Below are 19312 nucleotides of genomic sequence, written 5' to 3' on the forward strand. Positions count from 1 at the left end.
GAGGTTTAGAAATGGTATTTCAGAAAAAGTTATTTTCTCTAATAGGAGCTGCGCTATTAGCTCTATCACTAACCGCTTGCGGCGGACAAGGAACCGACTCCTCTTCCGGATCGGATCAAGCTTCAAATGAGAATGAAAAGTCAGCAGAAACAAGAACATTAACAGATGGAATGGGAAATAAAGTGGAAGTTCCTGCTAATCCAAAAAGAATTATTGCCAGCTATCTTGAAGATCATCTTGTTGCCCTTGGCGTAAAACCTGTCGCACAATGGAGTGTAAACGACGGGAAAACCGTACAAGATTATCTGCAAGATGAGCTGAAAGGAATTCCAACCATTCCTCATGATCTTCCGTTTGAAGCAGTTCAAAAAATGAATCCGGACTTAATTATAATGGACTCTGCTAGTATGGTAGAAGGCGGAAAATATGAACAATATAATCAAATCGCCCCTACTTTTGTTATTGGTGAAGAAGATAACAGCGATTGGCGCAAAGAATTGAAGCTTATTGGCGAAGTATTAGGAAAGGAAAAAGAAGCGGAAAAAGCTCTAGAAGAATATGACGCCAAAGTAGCCGAAGCGAAAGAGACAATTAAAGAAAAAGTAGGAAATCCTTCTGTCGCAGCAGTCTGGTTAGTAGGCGGACAATTCTTTATCGTAAATGAAAAACTTTCAAGCGGTGCCGTCATGTACGGAGACTTAGGATTAAAAGTGCCAAAAGTTGTAAAAGAAATTTCAGCAAACTCAGCAGATAACTGGAGCTCTATCTCTTTAGAGAAATTAGTAGAATTGGATGCTGACTATTTGTTCTTAATTAATAGTGACGGTTCCAATGCAGCACCTTTAAGTGATGCTCTATGGAAAAGCATTCCGGCTGTAAAAGCAGGCAACGTTTTTGAATTTTCTCCTGAAAAAAGCTGGTTGTACACAGGCTCTATTGCCAATTCGCAAATCATCGATGATATTCTAGATTCCTTAGTACAAAAATAATGAAAAAGGGTATCCATCACGGATGCCTTTTTTTGTTGGAAATTTCAACTGAGCGTTTTTTCCGTTACGCCTTTCCGTAATGGCGAGCTGTCACAAACTTCAATGTTGTCAGAATTTAAACGTCTAATTCATATAAACAGCAGGCCATACAGCTGCCAGAAGATCAAATGAACTTTGTTTTTTGTTTTGCTATTTTCGGTCAAAACCGGAGTAGATAGATCACATCTCAATGTGCTGATCTGAAAACAGAGCAAAAACCGAACTTGATTGATCACAAGTTTATCCTTTTCTCAATGTCTGGCCAATGAAGCCAAAACTGTAAGGTTGAAATTCATGGTTTTTGCCGGAAAATTCCCCTATTTTTCATGTAATGGTTGACACTTCATTACATTAGTCGTTGAAAGTTCTTGTTTGCTATTTTCTATGTAATAACGCTCGTTTGCGATTTTTTATTGTTCATTTTCAAACTCAAGCTGATCTGCATTTGATTCAGGCTGCCGATGATGAAAACGGCTTCCCCTCTCAGTTGTACAAAATCTTTAAACCGTTTGAGGACGCTATTTTGTGCTTTGCAATAGCCTTTGAAGCCTTATTCCCCCCTTCTGCGTAACCGAGCTCCATATGTACATTTTTTCTATTGTTCCTATGGCACAATCGGCATCTATATATGTTAAAAATTTAAAGGCGGATTTAGCGAAAATGAAGAACGCTGTTTCAATCGGCATCTATAATCCTTACACTAAAATGAAAAGCTAAGAGGCTCTTAAATCAAGATTTCCTCCTATCTCGAATCAAGAGCCTCAAATAATTCAGCTGGTAGTTTATTAAATCATACTAATACTATCTATATAGTAGTATTTAAAGGTACAAAAGCAGATAGAAATTTTTACTAAAAGCTATTGCGTAAAATTTCGTTTTCGATAAATCCTCATTCAAAATTTTTGGAATTTTCCATAGCGTTTTGATTTGCAAATCACTAGCAGAATAATTGAGAAGGGTTGAAGACCTTTTGGAAAATTCAGTTCACTTACCCATGCTTTGAGGAGAATTCACTGTCCTTCCTTTTCCAATGTACGGGTTTAAAAGAATCATGCGTATTTTTTGATGAAAATTATAACTTTTTGCTCGTCCAACGAATCAACCCTGTTTCACTATGCGGATGGGAATCCCTTTGGGTTTTTTTATATTCATATTCTAATTCTGATAACGTTAATTTGCAAAGCATCTCCTCATTCTTAAATGCATTTAAGACAATCAGTTTGTTGATCAATTTTTTTCTTCTGATTTCTACAGCCTGACGAAGAAGGTTACTCATGTGATCCTCTCCTTATCATAAAATTTTTACGTTTTTTTTAATGGTTATCCGATTTCGCTGCACCAGCTTTCTTAGTGCAAGTCTGATCTTGTTAAGACTATTTCATCCTCTGTGCCTTATACGGATCATTTATATTCCTGCTGCGAATTTAAAAACTAAGAGGCTCCCAAATCAAGAAAATCCATCTTGAATGGAGCCTCTAGTGAACCAGTCGGCGTTTTTAATTTTCCAGTAAATTTAACATTATATTAAAACATATTAATCCTACCTGTCAAGTAGAAATTTATGTTTTTATGAATTTAGGCAAAAAAATTCTGCCTCACCGGTCGTTGATTTGTTAATGCCAAAGTATAGATTGATTTCAATTATACAGTCCCGATCCACCCCGGGAAACAGTCCCTTTTGAATGTGCAGTAACATGTTAAAATGTGAAAACCCGGACGGCCATCCTGACGAATGTACGGTAACATGTTAAAACCCTATTTCACAACTTGTATAGGTTGTTTCGGCAGGCTAAAAATAAAGCAGCTTACCGTTTTTCTTAACAGAAGAAATGCCGTTTTAGACGATAGCTTTTCTCTCTAAGCAATTATTTGAAAGAAGTGGAATTCCAATGCTGCTGTTAAAAAGTTGGGAAGTCTCCATAGCAATTTTTTGCATAATATGGCATAAAAGCGTTGGATCTGTGTTTTTGTAGAACAAAGAAATGAGCCGTTCACATTTAGCAATTTGCCGTTTAAATCATAATACTCCGCTCTGATGGAGCTGATAAATCGGTTACACGAAAACTTATAGCCCCTCACTTAATGAGTTTCTCCTGTCCTTAGTAAACATAATAACAGTTTATTTTCTCTTCTGTTGCTGAACTCTTTTTTGTTATAGCAGCTGGCAAATGGATTTGATCCCGATCATTCCAAATTTAGCTTTCTACATAAAGCGGGATATCTGGACGTCTTTTAACGTCAACACATCGAACAAAAATTTTTCTTCAAAATGTGTAGATTGAATGCCCCTCATATACCAAATATACCCAATCTTTTACAACTAGATGAATTTTTTATATAACTTGTGATATTTGTCCGTTTCAAAAAGCCCTGCTAATACATTTAATGTATATAGATATTCTAGGAGGTGAGTTTCCAATGTTTGGTCATACTAGACCCATTATCTGTCCGCCTAAACATGTGGTTCGCGACCGTTTCATTCCACGTGTAGTTCCTTATATTCATCCAATTGTAAGGATTAATCGTTTCAATATTGTCAATGTTCCTAGACATATTTATAGACCAATTACAAGAAACGTAATTGTTGATCCAGGATACCCTTCTAAGTGCTGCTAAATGACATTACAATGCGCCCTCTTTTATTAAGGGGGGCGTTGTTTTGTTTAAATTCCCTTAATGCCATAACCTCAAGAGGTTCCATCATTATTTCGCATTTCAAAAGTACACTAATGTTCAGATTTTCATTGGAGACACCATAAATTAAGCCGATACAGACCAAGCAACTATTCCCTTGCAAAATGCCGATGCGTTTATTGTGAACAAAGGATTTTTGTGCCCTCTGGATGTTTCAATGTATACAAAAGGAATTTTTCGTCTTCTGATTCGCCATCCTCTGGGATGTTGTCTGCGGCCATCCTCCAAGATCAGAAAGCTTTCTTTTTATCAACCCATTCCAACCTGTTTCCTCAACAATATCCATACTTTGAGTTAATCCCCACCAGTTGCAATACATCCATTTATATCCATATGATGAATGAGTCGACTCTTTTTTATATTAGTTTACATAATTATTTTATGGGTTACTAAACTTAATCTTGGCTAATTTATCAGCTGCTGTTCGCTTCAACATTGATTCTGCAGCGGTTTCCAATCGATTTTAGCAGCGCTTTTGGCTCTTGTCCTTACCCGTTGCTTGTGCAGTATTTAACAAAGAGCTCCCTCCTTTGAAGTTGAGTTTTGAAGGAAAAGAAAAAGCACCTTCCAAAAGGTGCCTACACTTTTTTTCTAAATGCCCTTCTTTCCGCATATACTGCACATTCCGGACAAACTTTCATACTATTTCCGTTATGGTCTACATAATGATAGGAAGTTTTTGTTTTTCGCTTACACAAAAAGCACCGCTTATGAAATAGACGAAACATAATTCAACTCTCCATACTGTAATGTTTGAAATGCACCTCACAGGGTGCATCTTTTAGATGTTCCATTTTAATACTCTCCACAAAAAAACGTTCGATTCCGAACGCTTTTAAAATGTTCTACCTGTCTTTTTCCATATATTTTTTTATCTTTTTTTCTTCCCATTCTTCCCCGAATATGCCAAATGCAAACGTTGAGGCGCCGTGTACTAAAAGTCCAATCCCCCAGCCAAAAAGCGGATATTGAAACCACCAATTACCGGGATCCGAAATTAAGTTAAAAAGAAAAAGCATAGAATTCACTAAAACATAAGAAATGAAATGCATATAAAAGGCTTTCAAATTTTCCACTCTTTTTTTCGCCCTTAAATATTTTTCATCTTTTTCGACTTTCAACACCCCCCTATATAGCTTAGTTTTTGAACAGCCTTGTTGCCACTCATAATGCTGAAAATATTTTCCTTCACCGTTTACATTTGGGAATGAGGCACGACAATTTCTAACCTGCTGTTGATTCGGTTTTTCATAAGTCTTGAACCGTAAACGCAACGAATTTGCTTAAGTTTCGACGTTTACCTCTCTTCTCCTACTCCATTCGACAAAGGGGTAATTTTTCCTTCTTTAAACAATAAGGATTAACAAATTTTTTGCAGGAAAAAGGCGAATAAAAGCTTCAAAAAAATATGGGCCACCATTCAATGAAATCGTTTCACAAATGAATTGCACACCATAAAGCTCTCAGCAGGATGGATGAAATGAGCTTTTTCATCTAGAGAGGCCAGAACAAGAAGGTTGGAGCTGAATCGCCATTGGCTAACAAGTACATCCAGTAGCATTCTTTTGAACAATCTTTTTCTGTCAAAGCGGCAACCGTACCGGCATCCTCTTTCACCGGAACAGGGTGTGGCGCCTTAAACAGCTTCTTCATCATTGGAATGGGGGTCATCCGTCTAATCATGAAGGAAATGTCCAATTTTCAAACTTCCCAGCAGGATTTACATCTACAATTATGGGGATCGTGATGCCATGCCTGTATCTAGAAGACAAGGAAACACCTTGATCATATTTCATAAGCAAACACCTGCATCAATTTTACTGTTTTGAACATCATATCGGCACAATATTTTTATATCTCAAATGTATCATATGACCGCCGCAAAGTTTTTTATTCCTTATTTTTTAACAGCGGGGTCTATAAAGGGAGCAATTGGTAGGCATCAAACGTAAAGGCCTTTAGTTTGGTGTTGCAATTCCTTGTAGGTAAGATAAAAACACAAGGTGGCTTGTGTCAAGTGTTTCCTTCCAGACTGTTTCAATTCCTTATAGTTAAGATAAAAACGATGATTACCTTACGCAAACTGATTTTGCAAGATTTTTAGTTTCAATTCCTTATAGTTAAGATAAAAACCGTAATGACGCTTGCTTGGGAGATTGCTCGGAAAGGAGTTTCAATTCCTTATAGTTAAGATAAAAACCATTAAACGACCGTCATCATATCGAACCCCATATAGTTTCAATTCCTTATAGTTAAGATAAAAACGGATTTCAGAATTGAGAAATACACTTGTTAGTGACATGTTTCAATTCCTTATAGTTAAGATAAAAACGGGTTTTTTGGTTTTAAAAGTGTCTCACTGGTGGGTGTTTCAATTCCTTATAGTTAAGATAAAAACGAAAAGCTGAAAATGAAGCGGGAAGAAATGGAACGGTTTCAATTCCTTATAGTTAAGATAAAAACAGCAATATATTTTTGTTGCTTGTTCCAGTGCTTTTTGTTTCAATTCCTTATAGTTAAGATAAAAACCATAAGTACGCTTTACAAAATTTTGTAGTTGATTAGTTTCAATTCCTTATAGTTAAGATAAAAACACCTACCGTTGGGTTTGCCGGCGCTGTGTTGGATTTTGGTTTCAATTCCTTATAGTTAAGATAAAAACAGAATTTGCACTTTCTTTAAAATCAGCGAATGATTGTTTCAATTCCTTATAGTTAAGATAAAAACCTCTATAACAGATTGCAAAGGGAATATGGTTTTGAGTTTCAATTCCTTATAGTTAAGATAAAAACCCAAAAAATTGTTGTTAGAAAAGTATTTCGTTTAAAATGGTTAATTGGTTATTTTCATTTTAACGAAGGAGTCAAATTTTATCAATCCTTTGATTTGCGTGGGCTCAATTGAATTTTAAAAGAGTCGTCGATCCCCTAGGATTTTTGCACGATTGGAGGTCGACGACAAATTTTCATTATTTTTATAAAGAAGAATGTCAATGATTCCAGTATTCTTACTGATCAAAGGCTTGTTTTTAGGACTTTTTATTCGGACAGAAATCGAGAAGAGTTGTAAAGAATTAAAGATCCTGAATTAGAAAATAGATAAGTGGATTATTTGACACTACATCATTTGCGGTAAAGCCATTGTTGCATTCCTCCTTATTTTTGGTCCATTGTAAATTCTACAAAGGAAGGGGAAGCAATGTGGCTCTTTTCTATTTCCCTTTTGACACAATCATATGGACTAATTGGTGACGCAATTTTCTAGTCTGCAACGATCCAGTTACACACGATTTTCTGTTTCAGATAAATGAAAATTTGCAGCATGTGCTATCAGAAAAAGTGAAATTATTGGATTTAAAAAAATGACAACGGTTAGTCGTCCCCGTTGTCATTCTAAATGTTAATTAATTAAAGACTAGTTACGCAGCTGAGAAACAATATTCTCATTTGATAGTTCCTTCGCTAATATGCTGGAAATAACATACTTTACAAACAATTTATTTAGCAAAATGAATAAACTTAATAGTATTAATAAACCAACGGTAATTATCATTAATATTTCATTATTTAGCGCCTTAGAAAGAAGAATAGCAAATAAAATAACCGTTCCATAAGAGAAAATATAAACTTTTTTGTTTCCTGATTCGATTGTTTTATAAAACTGGGATGTGATTTCTTTGCTAGACATTCCGTTTAAATAGAGAGACAGTAAATCACGATTTATTAACTTGATGAGAGAATTTAAGCTGTTTTTATATACAATGACAATTACAATAAGTAAGCTTAGCTGGAAAAACAAAAGCAAATGGAAAGAGACTTTCGAATTTTGTACTAAGTTCTCCAAACCTTCAGATTGATAATATACATAAACTTCATCTTCATTAAACATTTCATGAAAGGATTTGACAAAATCATATATATATTCTGTTTTTTCTAAGTTCACAATAAGTGATTTAACATCTGAATAGTTACTGCTATTAATTGTTGCCAACATTTTATTATATAAAGGTTGAGCGAGATAACATTGATCCTTTAGAAAATATGTGCCTGATCCTTCATAATAATAATTTGTAGTTTTAACGGGCTTGTGATTCATATCAGAAAAAATTAATTTTTGATTTTTAAAATGTTCTGGTAGCACTAAAGCATTGTCATCAACTTGTACGTCAAAACTAATTGCTTCTCTAGTAGTTTCATTAAGAGGCAAACAATATATAGAGTCTACCTCCTCTTTTTCCGAAGTATAAATAAGAGGAATTTCATAATCATAGGTAAGATTTTTAACATGAGGCAATTTTAAAATTAAGTTAGTATCGTACTCAAATTCTCCTGTTTCTGTATATCCATTGATCAGTACCATTGATAATTTATCATTATTTAATATATTATTATGGATGTTCTCAGCAGAAATAAATACTGTAAAGATCGAAAATATAATCAATATTAGTAATAAAAAGTTTAGTATCGCAAGCTTTCTTAAACTTTTTAAATATTTTTGCTTTATATAATAAAAAACCGAATCATGTTTTAACATAGTTCTTTCAATCCTTTATTTAATTGAATAAAATCAAATGATTTGTCTGAATTTTCCACAACAAATTTTGAATGGGTTACTACTAAAATGACCCTATCTTTTTTTATACTAGATAAAATATCCATTATGATTTGAATATTCTCTTCATCTAAATTATTCGTTGGCTCATCCAATAAAATAAGCGGATATTCAAATACCAATACTTTTAAAAAAGCTGCTCGTTGTCTTTCACCACCAGAGAGATTATTTACTGGAATATCTAACTTGTTTTCCATTTGTATTTGCCTGCTGTATTTATTTAGTTTTTCGTTATCTAAAGGTTGGCTGTTTATAAGTGAGATAATTTGAAGGTTTTCTCTAATTGTTAAAGTCTCTATTAAATTTAAATCTTGGAAGAAATACGCTATTTTTTTCCGCAAGTCATCAACTAATTCAACATCCTCAAAATTAATTTGTTTATGGAATAAATTAATGGTTCCTGAGTGAGGTTTTTGTATTAAAGATAAAATATTGATAAAAGTGGTTTTCCCACACCCGCTTTTTCCATAAATAGCATATAAACCAGGTTCATTTATCTCAAGAGAGAGATTTCTCAAGATTATTTTTTCGCCATATTGAAAGTTAATGTTGTTAACACTAACATGAATATCCTCATAGTTGTCAACGGAATTTTTGTGCAAATTCATCACCCTCTAATATATTAAGGATATTATTCAAATACACACTTAACTCAAAAACATAGTTACCTCTTGGTTCACAATATCCTAAATAACATTCATACTGCTCTACCTTTTTTCTAATTAATTCCTTATCTATATCAAGGTTATGCTTTTGAACTAGACTAGTATAAATATTTAATATAATATAGAAGTCTTTACTTTCATTATTTAAAATTTCAGGATATAATTTTTTCATTTCTTCGATATCTTTGGGAGTAGGGTCAATGATATCGTACTTTAGTACCTTTGTAAGTAAGTCATCTGACTCTTCTATACCAACAGCTTCAGAAGTAGCCATCTCACCAGTTGCCTTATAACAGTAATACATTTCATTAAATAATTTTATGTCTCGGCAGTTTGTATTTTCAGCAGCTTCTTGATTACGAGAGGATTTTCCAATCACTTCTTCTGCATAGTTTAAATAATATGAATATTGATAATAACTTTGATCTCTATTGTTTTTCAATTCCTGACTAAAACTATCTATGTGATGGCTTAGTACATTTAAATATTTATCAACATCAGAAATTTCTTTACTAGCAAATACATTCGACATTAAATATAGATTTCTTATACTCTCCAATGAATAAAAGTACGTATGAAAAGGTCTTGTTTCTGATAATATATTAGTCATAAACTTTTTGTTCTCAAAGTGTTGCTCTAGTTCTTTTGCGATCATTAAATGAACCCAATAAGTAATTTCATCTCTGAATAATATTGTTATTTGGTTTTCTTTCTTTTCATATATGTCTTTTAAATGGTCCAAATTTACTTCAAGATCATATAGATTGCTTAAAATAATAGAGGCATGAAGAAGAATTGGTTTATTATAGTCTAAGTCTAAAAGGTCTTGTTCAGTAAAACTTGAAATGTTATTTTCAATTTTATCTTTCATATCTGCAACCGTGTTATTTATCTTATAATCCAATATTAGAAAATAATAATACTCCACTTGATCAGCCTTGCCTGGATTCTCCAGCTTCATAAATACTTTTTTTATTTTTTCTAACCCCTCTGAATCACCAATATATTCCATCATATTATAAAGAAAATATAAATCAAAAAATGAACGAACCTTATTAATTTCTTCTATTGAGAATAAACTATCTTTTTTTAACATTGATAATAAAATCTTACAATAAAAATTATTTTGTTCTTGCTTACATTCACTAGGCTGTAATTTATCATTTATTTTGCCAAGATATAATATCGAGCTATTATTTTTCAAATCAGATATTTCCTCAGACTGACTGGTTACTTCAAAAACACTTCCATCATTACTTTCTTTCATATAAGAATTGATTGTATTAATAAAATTATTACTATGAATAGGCCGATTTTTAAAATAAGGTTCACTGCAAGCTGTAAGCAGGAAAAAACATACTATAAGCAAATAGATATTTTGTTTCATATAAACATATCTCCTAACCTATTAGCCTTTATATTGGAAATGAGGTAAAAAGTGTAGATATTCTGCTCTTAATATTAGATTTTTGCAGTAGCTGTGTATGTTCTATTACTATAATCAACTATAGTAGTAGTGTACATGCCAAGATATATTGTTAAACCGCTTCCACAAACATTTCCAGAGCTGCTATAAGATTTTGTAGTTGTGCTTCTTGAATAACCAGGACTAGATCCACTACCACTTGCTCCGGCTCCGCTAAAGGAAACACTTCCTCCAACTGTATAAAACGAAACTTGATGAGTTAACTTCTTAAACCCGGTTCTAGTAGTAGAACTATATGCTTTATAATTTCCGCAACCTTTCCAGTCAGACAAATAAGGCAAATCGGCTTTCGCTGTAACATTGTTATCGGGATTAACGCTTTGGTTAGAAAAGAACAGGGCGGCGATTTACAGTTTTGGTGGCTCGATAAGCATCAGCAGATGGTGAAAATGTAAAAATAAAACATAGTAATATAGCAAAAGATAAAGCAAGCATTTTTCACCTAAATAATTGAATATTATACACTTTTTACCTTAATTATCATTTTATCACATTCATAGGTAATTTGGAGTATTTTTTACATTATTTGTTTGTAATGATTATTTTTTCTTTTTAGTATTTTTTGTGGTTTGGACACAATTAATTTTGGAAATAAAATGAATTTCCTGATCTGATCGCTTATCAGTAAATAAAATGAGCGCCTAGTAAGCGCTCATGTAGACAATATATATTAACCAGAAAGTTAATAACCTTCTTCTTGGGTGAACATTGTTCTTATAAAACTTGTTGATACCGCTTCATCAGATAATGCCACCGTGATCGGAATGAAGAATGGGCTTCTTCGTTTCTTTCTATCGTTTGCAAGCAAAAAATACAGAGACGTGCAAGCTGTTTCATCGCACATAAATAAGGAGCAGTCATTACAAATGTTTCAACAAAGGCATCGCTGGCTCATGGATGTTTCAGCGCTACATCCGTTTCCTTGACCATAAAAATTGATTAAGCACGACCGCATAGGCCGTGCTTTTTGGTTTAAAATTTTTCTTCATCGTTAAGATAAAAACGCACCTAGCTGAAACAGGGAACGCCAATCTAAGAGGTTTTCAATTCTTAATAGTTAAGATAAAAACGGCGGCGATCAGATTCCGAAGATTCGGGGGTGTTTTAATTCCTTGTAGTTAAGATAAAAACGGAATGCAAAGGACACTGGGTATTTACAGCGACATCGTTTCAATTCCTCATAGTTAAGATAAAAACGCTGTGGGTGTAGAAGTGGAGGTGGCGGAATGAACGAGTTTCAATTCCTCATAGTTAAGATAAAAACTTTGCTGCGATACGCTGAGCACGTGTAAGTTTTTTATGTTTCAATTCCTTCTAGTTAAGATAAAAACAGTACTTCATAAGCGACTATGAAGCGCCGTTTGAAATGTTTCAATTCCTTCTAGTTAAGATAAAAACCGGTGAAAAAATTGACGGTTCCGAAATCAATTTTGGGTTTCAATTCCTTCTAGTTAAGATAAAAACAAATGGACTGGCTGATAGGCAGTGTGATCTCTACCCAGTTTCAATTCCTTCTAGTTAAGATAAAAACCCCACAAATTGTTGTTAGATAAGTATTTGGCTTAAAATAGTTTATTGGTTATTTTCATTTTAGCGAAGGTGTTACATTTAATCAATCCTTTGATTTGTGTAGGCTCAATGGAATTTTATAAGAGTCGTCGATCCCCTAGGATTTTTGCACGATTGGAGGTCGACGACAAATTTCATTATTTTTAGAAGAAAACGTAAATGATCCTAGTAGTTTTATTGATCAAAGACCTGTTGCAGGACTTTTTGTTCTAAAACAAGACAGGAATCCGGAAGAGACGTTGTTAAAAATTGAAGATCCTTGATTAAAAATAAATTTAGAAAAAGACTATTTTAATAGGAGACTTTTTGCTACTTGAGTATTCGAATTAATACAAAGATTTATTTAATACCATAAGATCTTTTACTTGCTTTTCTTGTTCGAGAATCGCGAACATAAGAGGTCATAAACCCGCAATAGGTCCACCGTTCTTCATAACAGACATTTTTAACATTAATGAAATAATTTCATAAATCTCTTGTTTAGTAACCTAAAATGTTTGGCACTGAAAACACCGAACCTCCTGTAATGTTTTGTATAACAGCTAACATTTTACCAGGATTTCGTAAGTGTTTTCTACTTTTTTGACTGAATCTCAAAATATGGTAATGAATCACAAAAATAAACAACTTATTGGTACCCTGATATAAACGATGAATCTCAGTGTTTGAATGATTTTGACGATCACATTGGGTGAAAAACTCTAATTTATCGCTTCAAAGAAGGAAAGGATCTCTTCCTTAGAAGTAGCTTTAACCATTTTAAGAACGTTTTCTTCTTCCGAACAATAAATAGCGATTTTAGATAAAATATCCAAGTGTTCATTGTTTACTGCTGCAATACCTATCAAAATATGAACGATATTTCCATTTCCAAAATCAACTCCCTCGGGGAACTGTATCACGCAAATTCCTGAAGATTTTACAGATGTTTTTGCTTCTTCCGTTCCATGCGGAACTGCAACATAGTTGCCCATATATGTAGAGCTCAATTCTTCTCTTTCTAGCATTTTACTAATGTACTCTTCTTCTACATAACCGTTATCAACTAGGATTTTCCCTGCCATTTTAATTGCGTCAATTTTATCTTTTGCTTTTTGGTTAAGAACGATATTATTAGTTGCTAAAATTTCTTTTTTCATGTCAAATTCACCTCTTATTTTTTTATAGTTATACAGTAGCATTGCATTAAGTTAATTTTAATTTGTCAAGCCCAATTTTATGTTAAATTTCATCTTTTTGGATATAAAAAAACTCCTTATAATTAGGATTGGCAGTCCTATCCAAATCCTAAGAATAAGGAGAAACCATTATGGATAAGAATACCACAGAATCCACAATAAATGAACTATTTAAAGAGATCGATCCAATAACTTTTTCAAAACTAATTAATGTGATTGACGTTGACAAATACATTAAAAAATTAACGGCGTATAAGTTTTTACAACTTTGTATCATCGCTCAGTTAAACGAATTGGAAAGCTTAACAAAATTGGCCAAACATTTGAAAGACAAGGAAGAGTTGCAGACATATCTGGAATTTGATGCAATTAGTACTTCGCAACTTTCTCGCAAATTAGGCCAATTATCCCCTCAACTGTTTGAAAAAGTATTTAAATATCTGGTCTTAAAGATCCAAGGGCAAATGAAAAATGCCCCGATCATCCGAAACATTGGTCGTCTTCTGGTCATTGATTCTACCACGATGAGCATGAGTTTGAGCCAATATCCATGGGCAACTTTTCGTAAGACAAAGGCTGGTGTTCGACTCCATTTAAAGGTTGTTGTAACGAAGGATATCACTGTTCCGGATCAAGGGATTATCTTACCCGCGAAACATGCCGATCGCACACAGATGGACGAACTCATTGAAATCGATCCAAATGCGATTTACTTGTTTGATCGAGGGTATGTCGATTACAAACAGTTCGACCGCTTATGCCGAGAAGGGGTGCGATTCATTACCCGGCTTAAAAAGAACGCAGAGATTGAAGTTTTATCGGAACGGATTCCCAATCCAGAACGTTTGATTTATAGGGATCAGATTGTCATTTTAGGAAATGACCGTAATCATACCAAAATGACTCATCCTCTCCGATTGATCGAAACGGTCGACAGCGAAGGGAATCCCGTGATCATCATAACCAATTGCTTTGATCTTTCTGCGGAAGAGATTGCAGATTTATACCGATATCGCTGGAAGATAGAGACCTTCTTTAAATGGATGAAACAGCACCTTAAGATAAAAAGATTTTATGGAAAAAGTCAAAATGCCGTTTACAATCAAATTTGGATCGCCCTAATCACCTATTGCTTACAGGCCATGCTCCAATTAAAAGTGAATCACGATGGTCCTTTATTAGAGATCAAGCGAACTTTACAGAATCTGCTTTTTAAAGGTTTTGACTGTTTTGTTCGCTCCCTTTTTAAAAAGCCAATTCGAACGTCCAACGGTCGGAAAAAATACCATTGGGAAAAAGATTTTGAAACCATCGTGTACCAATTTGAAGAAGGGGAGGTGGAACACCTAGACGATTTAGTTTATGATCCAATGTTTCTGTAATATATTACCAAATTGTGGAAATGGACTGCCGATTAAGACGTCATTGTCCTTTTAAGCTTGCTTAGAAAGATTGTATGTCTGAATATTCAGTTACATGAAATAACTGGAATTTTTATTGAGCTTGACAAACATTAAATTTTTTTATGCAACGCTACTGATAGTTATATGAAATATTTGGGGCTGGGATAGGTTTAGGCTTTGTCATGTATTTTTTTATTATTGGATATTCGAATTGCTTTGAATATTTTCACTTTCTCTTGAAATTCTATCGTTTCTTAGATTTATAATGACAAGAATCGACATCATAAGCATTATAGTAGCAAAAGCCCAGAAGGAAATCCGCGCTGGATAATAATCCATACACCAACCAATAATAATGGGTATTAATGAAGCGCCAAGTGCATTAGAAGCTAATAATATGCTAGTTACCCTTTTTGTGTGTTCAGGAAAATGTTGATTAGTAATAATTAAAGCGATTGCAAACATTCCTGACATAAATAGACATAGTAAGATACTGAGGAGTTTGTTGGCGAGAACTTTATAATCTAGGAAAATTATTTCTCAAAAAAGAATATAACTCAACCTATTTTTAGGATATTTAACAAAAATTTTACAATTTTGTCTCATCACCATATTCTGTGATGTTCACACAATTCCGGCAATAAGTTAGCGAGATTGATACTCAATCTAGAGTACAAACTGGATTTTCTCTTATTATACAAGAAAACAAGAGAAGGAGGATATGAATGATTGTTCCCAAACTTGAGGGGGATTGTAAAACGAGGGAAGATGATGAAACACTGGCTAAGGGGCTTTCACTTTTAAGCCAGAAACTTGAGGAGTATTTTTCGTTAAACTGTAGTTTTACGCAAAGTTTGAGGCAGGAAATAAAAAGTAATATAATGAAAGAAAATGGCCCGGATTGCGGCGAAGAAAAGGAGGGGCAGTGTTGACTGAACAGATCGAGCCAATCATTATTGAAGTGTTGACCGAAACGGTGTCCCCATATTTGATTTATTTGTTTGGATCAACGGTTGCAGGACATGTTCATCAAGACAGCGACATTGATATCGCTTTTCTCAGCGACCAAAAACAATTGGATCATTATGAACGATTTATGGTTGCGCAAGAATTGGCATCCAGGCTGCACCGGGACGTCGATCTTGTGGACCTAAAACAAGCAAGCACCGTGTTTCAGGCGCAAGTGGTCAGTAACGGCAAAGTCATCTATTGTACAAATGAACAGAAAAAAGCCGAATATGAATGGAGAGCCTTGAAGATGTATGCAAAATTGAATGAAGAACGCACGGAAATCTTGCGAAACATTAATGAAAGCGGGTCGGTTTATGAAAAATGATGTCATTTTAAATAAAATTAGCGTGATCGAGCGGTGCATAAAGCGCATTCACGAAGAATATGAGAACAACCCGAAAAATTTAGAAAACTACACGAAGCAAGACTCCATTATCTTAAATCTCCAACGAGCATGTGAAGCAAGCATCGACTTGGCGATGCACATGGTCGCACAGAAAAAGCTAGGCCTCCCCCAAAACAGTCGAGATGCTTTTTCTCTTTTAGAACAGCACGGCATCATCACTCCTTTTCTTTCACAAAAAATGAAAGCGATGGTCGGATTTAGAAACATCGCCGTTCACGACTACCAGGAAATTAATTTGACCATTTTGCAAAAAATACTTGATCACCATCTAACCGACTTTACCGAGTTCACGAAAGCGATTCTTTTTTATGAGCAGTAAAGCGGGCGGTGCAGATGCGCACCGTCCGAGCATGTTATTTAAGCAAAGACATAATTCAAGATAGAGACTTCTCATAAATCATTATTCCATCGCGCTCAATTTGCCGTTAGATTTCCTCATTCAGCGAATCGAAAGACAGCACATCACACGAATAAATGCCGACAATGTTGTCAATCTTATTCATGATTTTCCCTTTTTGTTTCCCTTATAATTAATGTACAAATCAATACCGTCTCTTTTGGAAGCTCGGTGTTTTCATATTGCACATCGACAATCCGATCGCGGCCCGTGCGATTTAAAATCCCGTTCAAAAATGCGATCGTAAATTCGCTTTTGGTTTGGGTGGCCGAACAGCTGCTTGAACATAAAATCCATTTTCAAATCGAGGTATTCTTCTGTCATTGGAGACCATCCTTTCGGGGAAACAATTCCGGAAAATACCGATCGAGCCAGCGAATCATCTGATTTCGAACTGCTCCCTGTTCTTCCACGAGTTTTGATAGAAACGTCGCCCCTGCGCGCAGTTGCCTCCATCCCTTTCAGAATGCGCGGATAGCTGAATCGGCCGTCTTTCACTAACCGGGCAATGACGAGCGCGTCTTTCGCATCATGCTTGGTTGGAAGATTGTCGTTCAGTTCTTTGGAGCGCTTCACGTGCATCGGGTTTGTCATGACGAGAGGGATGCCCTTCTCGTCAAGAAAGTAAGCGAGATTGAGCCAATAATGTCCCGTTGGCTCGATGCCAACGATCACTTCCGTTTTTTCAAATTCCTCCATCGCTTTCACGATACACTGGTACAACCATTCCAACCCTTCTCTGGATTGCGGAACGGGAAACGATTTTTTCAGCACCCTCCCTCGCTCATCCACAAAGCAGGCATAATGCTTCTTTTTCACGATATCCATGCCAACGACGAGCGTTTGATGTGTGAGTAAAATGTTTGTGGGAGAAATTCTTAGAATTCCCGATGAGGGGGTTGGGAACGTAGGTTCGCAATCCCCTCATCGGGGCCACCAAGCAAAGCGCGGTAGGATCCCAAGCAGGAAACATGAAAAAAGGACTCTCTCCCTGGTAAGATGATTATTGGCACACCATCAAACAGGAGGAGAGAGTCCCATGAATATTCAACAACATCTTACCACAAATTCGTTGACATGGAAAGAGATCGAACTTGATTTGTTTCGAGCCTTGCAAAACGCCTTCACCGAGCTGTTTACGGCTTTGTTGGAGGACATCGACCGACAATTGGCGGAAACCCGGGACAAGCGCCGGTACCACTTGAAAGACAAACGACGCACCACGATTCAAACCTTGTTTGGCGAAGTTACCTTTGAGCGAAACTACTATTTAGACCGAGAACAAAACCGTTACACGTTTTTGCTTGATTCCTTTTTAGCGTTTGATGGATCGCAGTCAATCAGCCCTTGTCTAGAAGAAACGGCGGTGGGATTGGCTGTGGAGTGCTCTTCCTATCGCAAAGCGGCTTGTACGCTTGCCCAGATGGTCGGGTATCCGGTGATGAGCCATGAGGCGATCCGCCAGTTGGTGCTCGAGGCTGAAGTTCCGCTGCACTGCCCGGTTGACCAGCGATATGGACGGGTGCTGTTTGTGGAGGCCGATGGACTGTTTGTCTCTCGCCAAGGGAAGGGAAAACGGGCCAAGGAAGACAAAATCCTGACCGTTCACGAAGGGTGGAAGCGCAACGGCTCACGGATCGAATTCGTGAATCAGCGCCATTACGTCCATGAGGGCAAGGGGGAGGTGTGGGAAGGCTTCGAGGAATTTTTGATGAACGAATATGCCTATGATCCGTGTCGGGATCTTCTTGTCATCAACGGGGACGGCGCTCCATGGATTACCGCGTGCCGGGAGTATTTCAAGGGACGGGTCTGCTTCCAATTGGATCGATTCCACGTGGCACGTGAGTTGCGCCAATGCCTCTCGGGCCATCCACGGTGGCAGGCGATTCGGCAAAAGCTGGCGAAGCAGGATGAAGAGAAGCTGCTTGTGGAACTGAACAGCGCCCTCGGCACGCTGGGGGACGAAGCGAAAGAACAACAGCTGGCTGCCTTGATCCACCGGATCGAATCGATGCCGGGATGTATCCGTGATTACCGGGAATGGCTGAAGGAGCAAGGAGTGGACACAACGGGCATGTATCCGATGGGGAGGGCTGAAAGCGTGATGAGCCAGCTGGCGTATCGGGTGAAATACCGCCGCAGTTGGACAGACAAGGGACTCAGGGCGTTTTTCAAGGCAATGATTGCCCGGATGGATGGGATTCGTCTTTTCGGACGTCGTTTAGGAGAAGAATCGTCGCATCCGGCGGAGGAAACGGCATCTACCAAACAGACGATCGTGAACAAGGCGAAACAACGCGTCCGCCGTCTTCTTCCGGAGGTAACGCGGAAACAAGCCATATTTACAGCAATCGTCCGGGACTCCGATCTATCATGCCCTGTCTGAACTCAAGGGATGGTAAAAAAAGGTATACATATCGGTCTGTCATGGCAAGGGATGAGAGTCCGAAAGCGCTTACGGATGAAATTCAAAAAAATGGTTCGCTAACCTATGACTTACATCTATTTTCAGCGAACCAAAAAAATTCCCACAAAGTCTTGACTGACTCCCAATAATTCTCACCCTTGACAATTCATATTACTATGTAATATTCTTTAATTACATTAAATTACTCGTTCCACGGAACGACTAATTTAATATAGAATAGAAAGTAACTCGTCCCTAAGGGCGACTGAAATCTATTTGTCTTATTATATAAAGCATGACTAAGATTAGTTGGTCTTAGTCTTTTTATTTTTAAATGGACATGGCATTGGATGAACAGAATGGCGATAGTACTAAAAATACCATCACCATTTGTGTTTAGATGAATTTCTTTTACAATATATAGGATATAGGATAGGAATCTCTTTGCTTCTTC

The 19312-nt window shown here is 36.2% G+C and carries 14 protein-coding genes, 4 pseudogenes and 2 CRISPR repeat arrays; of the genes and pseudogenes, 7 read left to right on the forward strand and 11 right to left on the reverse strand.

Going from position 1 to position 19312, the window contains the following annotated elements; all coding sequences use genetic code 11:
- Positions 1-11: 11 nt before the first annotated feature.
- Positions 12-989 (forward strand): ABC transporter substrate-binding protein, encoded by a 978-nt coding sequence (locus NSU02_RS10915; RefSeq protein ID WP_066251568.1) that lies wholly within the window; start codon positions 12-14, stop codon positions 987-989.
- A 1111-nt stretch (positions 990-2100) separates the two neighbouring features.
- Here the strand turns inward: NSU02_RS10915 and NSU02_RS10920 are convergent.
- Positions 2101-2304 carry a Fur-regulated basic protein FbpA gene (locus NSU02_RS10920; RefSeq protein ID WP_130158730.1) on the reverse strand — a complete coding sequence of 68 codons (204 nt, stop codon included), beginning with the start codon at positions 2302-2304 and terminating at the stop codon, positions 2101-2103.
- 1142 nt (positions 2305-3446) lie between these two features.
- Between NSU02_RS10920 and NSU02_RS10925 the strand changes: the two genes are divergently transcribed.
- On the forward strand, positions 3447-3644 hold the full coding sequence (locus NSU02_RS10925; protein WP_082829623.1) for a hypothetical protein: 198 nt from the start codon (positions 3447-3449) through the stop codon (positions 3642-3644).
- Positions 3645-4567: 923 nt separating this feature from the next.
- Here NSU02_RS10925 and NSU02_RS10930 read toward each other — a convergent pair.
- From NSU02_RS10930 to NSU02_RS10955, 6 genes are all read right to left on the reverse strand, one after another.
- A complete protein-coding gene (locus NSU02_RS10930; protein ID WP_066251567.1) occupies positions 4568-4843 on the reverse strand; it encodes a 2TM domain-containing protein in 276 nt (91 codons plus the stop codon).
- A 373-nt stretch (positions 4844-5216) separates the two neighbouring features.
- Positions 5217-5405: a hypothetical protein gene (locus tag NSU02_RS10935; RefSeq protein WP_339192874.1), complete on the reverse strand. Its 189-nt coding sequence runs from the start codon at positions 5403-5405 to the stop codon at positions 5217-5219.
- Positions 5406-5690: 285 nt separating this feature from the next.
- Positions 5691-6514: direct repeats of the CRISPR family, unit length 30 nt; unit sequence GTTTCAATTCCTTATAGTTAAGATAAAAAC.
- Positions 6515-7136: 622 nt separating this feature from the next.
- A complete protein-coding gene (locus tag NSU02_RS10940; protein ID WP_339192876.1) occupies positions 7137-8255 on the reverse strand; it encodes a hypothetical protein in 1119 nt (372 codons plus the stop codon).
- Entirely contained in the window at positions 8249-8935 is a 687-nt protein-coding gene (locus NSU02_RS10945; RefSeq protein WP_339192877.1) for an ABC transporter ATP-binding protein, read from the reverse strand. The genes NSU02_RS10940 and NSU02_RS10945 overlap by 7 nt, the downstream gene beginning before the upstream one ends.
- Positions 8916-10385, reverse strand: coding sequence for a hypothetical protein (locus tag NSU02_RS10950; RefSeq protein ID WP_339192879.1), 1470 nt, complete (start codon positions 10383-10385; stop codon positions 8916-8918). The genes NSU02_RS10945 and NSU02_RS10950 overlap by 20 nt, the downstream gene beginning before the upstream one ends.
- Positions 10386-11458: 1073 nt before the next feature.
- Positions 11459-12015: direct repeats of the CRISPR family, unit length 16 nt; unit sequence TAGTTAAGATAAAAAC.
- Positions 12016-12754: 739 nt separating this feature from the next.
- Complete coding sequence (locus tag NSU02_RS10955) at positions 12755-13192, reverse strand: PTS sugar transporter subunit IIA (RefSeq protein WP_339192880.1); 438 nt, start codon at positions 13190-13192, stop codon at positions 12755-12757.
- 170 nt (positions 13193-13362) lie between these two features.
- Here NSU02_RS10955 and NSU02_RS10960 point away from each other — a divergent pair, with 170 nt between their 5' ends.
- The gene (locus tag NSU02_RS10960; protein ID WP_339192832.1) at positions 13363-14613 is read left to right on the forward strand and encodes an IS4 family transposase; all 1251 of its coding nucleotides are present in this window, start codon (positions 13363-13365) and stop codon (positions 14611-14613) included.
- Between the two features lie 216 nt (positions 14614-14829).
- On the opposite strand, the gene NSU02_RS10965 is transcribed toward NSU02_RS10960, so the two are convergent.
- Positions 14830-15108, reverse strand: coding sequence for an MFS transporter (locus NSU02_RS10965; RefSeq protein ID WP_339192881.1), 279 nt, complete (start codon positions 15106-15108; stop codon positions 14830-14832).
- A gap of 251 nt (positions 15109-15359) precedes the next feature.
- Here NSU02_RS10965 and NSU02_RS10970 point away from each other — a divergent pair, with 251 nt between their 5' ends.
- From NSU02_RS10970 to NSU02_RS10980, 3 genes are read left to right on the forward strand one after another with little or no spacing between them, the layout of a single operon-like run.
- Positions 15360-15566, forward strand: a complete 207-nt coding sequence (locus NSU02_RS10970) for a hypothetical protein (RefSeq protein ID WP_339192882.1) — start codon at positions 15360-15362, stop codon at positions 15564-15566.
- Positions 15563-15970 carry a nucleotidyltransferase domain-containing protein gene (locus NSU02_RS10975; RefSeq protein WP_111646590.1) on the forward strand — a complete coding sequence of 136 codons (408 nt, stop codon included), beginning with the start codon at positions 15563-15565 and terminating at the stop codon, positions 15968-15970. The genes NSU02_RS10970 and NSU02_RS10975 overlap by 4 nt, the downstream gene beginning before the upstream one ends.
- Positions 15960-16370 (forward strand): DUF86 domain-containing protein, encoded by a 411-nt coding sequence (locus tag NSU02_RS10980; RefSeq protein ID WP_111646591.1) that lies wholly within the window; start codon positions 15960-15962, stop codon positions 16368-16370. Before NSU02_RS10975 ends, NSU02_RS10980 begins: the two co-directional genes overlap by 11 nt.
- Before the next feature lie 106 nt (positions 16371-16476).
- Here the strand turns inward: NSU02_RS10980 and NSU02_RS10985 are convergent.
- The 3 pseudogenes from NSU02_RS10985 to NSU02_RS10995 form a co-directional block, all read right to left on the reverse strand.
- Positions 16477-16598, reverse strand: a pseudogene (locus tag NSU02_RS10985) (nucleotidyltransferase domain-containing protein); the annotation flags it as partial.
- Between the two features lie 14 nt (positions 16599-16612).
- Positions 16613-16772 (reverse strand): annotated as a pseudogene (locus NSU02_RS10990) (PD-(D/E)XK nuclease family transposase); the annotation flags it as partial.
- A 17-nt stretch (positions 16773-16789) separates the two neighbouring features.
- Positions 16790-17276, reverse strand: a pseudogene (locus NSU02_RS10995) (IS110 family transposase); the annotation flags it as partial.
- Positions 17277-17487: 211 nt separating this feature from the next.
- Between NSU02_RS10995 and NSU02_RS11000 the strand changes: the two are divergent.
- Positions 17488-18853, forward strand: a pseudogene (locus NSU02_RS11000) (ISLre2-like element ISGsp4 family transposase).
- Positions 18854-19312: the final 459 nt, after the last annotated feature.

It is taken from the genome of Aeribacillus sp. FSL W8-0870 (genome assembly GCF_037963755.1).
Lineage (GTDB): Bacteria > Bacillota > Bacilli > Bacillales > Aeribacillaceae > Aeribacillus > Aeribacillus composti.

Excerpts from the sequence above, each read along its gene's own strand:
- NSU02_RS10915 (WP_066251568.1), top strand. The coding sequence starts at position 12 with ATGGTATTTCAGAAAAAGTTATTTTCTCTAATAGGAGCTGCGCTATTA.
- NSU02_RS10920 (WP_130158730.1), bottom strand. The coding sequence starts at position 2,304 with ATGAGTAACCTTCTTCGTCAGGCTGTAGAAATCAGAAGAAAAAAATTG.
- NSU02_RS10925 (WP_082829623.1), top strand. The coding sequence starts at position 3,447 with ATGTTTGGTCATACTAGACCCATTATCTGTCCGCCTAAACATGTGGTT.
- NSU02_RS10935 (WP_339192874.1), bottom strand. The coding sequence starts at position 5,405 with ATGATTAGACGGATGACCCCCATTCCAATGATGAAGAAGCTGTTTAAG.
- NSU02_RS10940 (WP_339192876.1), bottom strand. The coding sequence starts at position 8,255 with ATGTTAAAACATGATTCGGTTTTTTATTATATAAAGCAAAAATATTTA.
- NSU02_RS10950 (WP_339192879.1), bottom strand. The coding sequence starts at position 10,385 with ATGAAACAAAATATCTATTTGCTTATAGTATGTTTTTTCCTGCTTACA.
- NSU02_RS10955 (WP_339192880.1), bottom strand. The coding sequence starts at position 13,192 with ATGAAAAAAGAAATTTTAGCAACTAATAATATCGTTCTTAACCAAAAA.
- NSU02_RS10960 (WP_339192832.1), top strand. The coding sequence starts at position 13,363 with ATGGATAAGAATACCACAGAATCCACAATAAATGAACTATTTAAAGAG.
- NSU02_RS10965 (WP_339192881.1), bottom strand. The coding sequence starts at position 15,108 with ATGTCAGGAATGTTTGCAATCGCTTTAATTATTACTAATCAACATTTT.
- NSU02_RS10970 (WP_339192882.1), top strand. The coding sequence starts at position 15,360 with ATGATTGTTCCCAAACTTGAGGGGGATTGTAAAACGAGGGAAGATGAT.
- NSU02_RS10980 (WP_111646591.1), top strand. The coding sequence starts at position 15,960 with ATGAAAAATGATGTCATTTTAAATAAAATTAGCGTGATCGAGCGGTGC.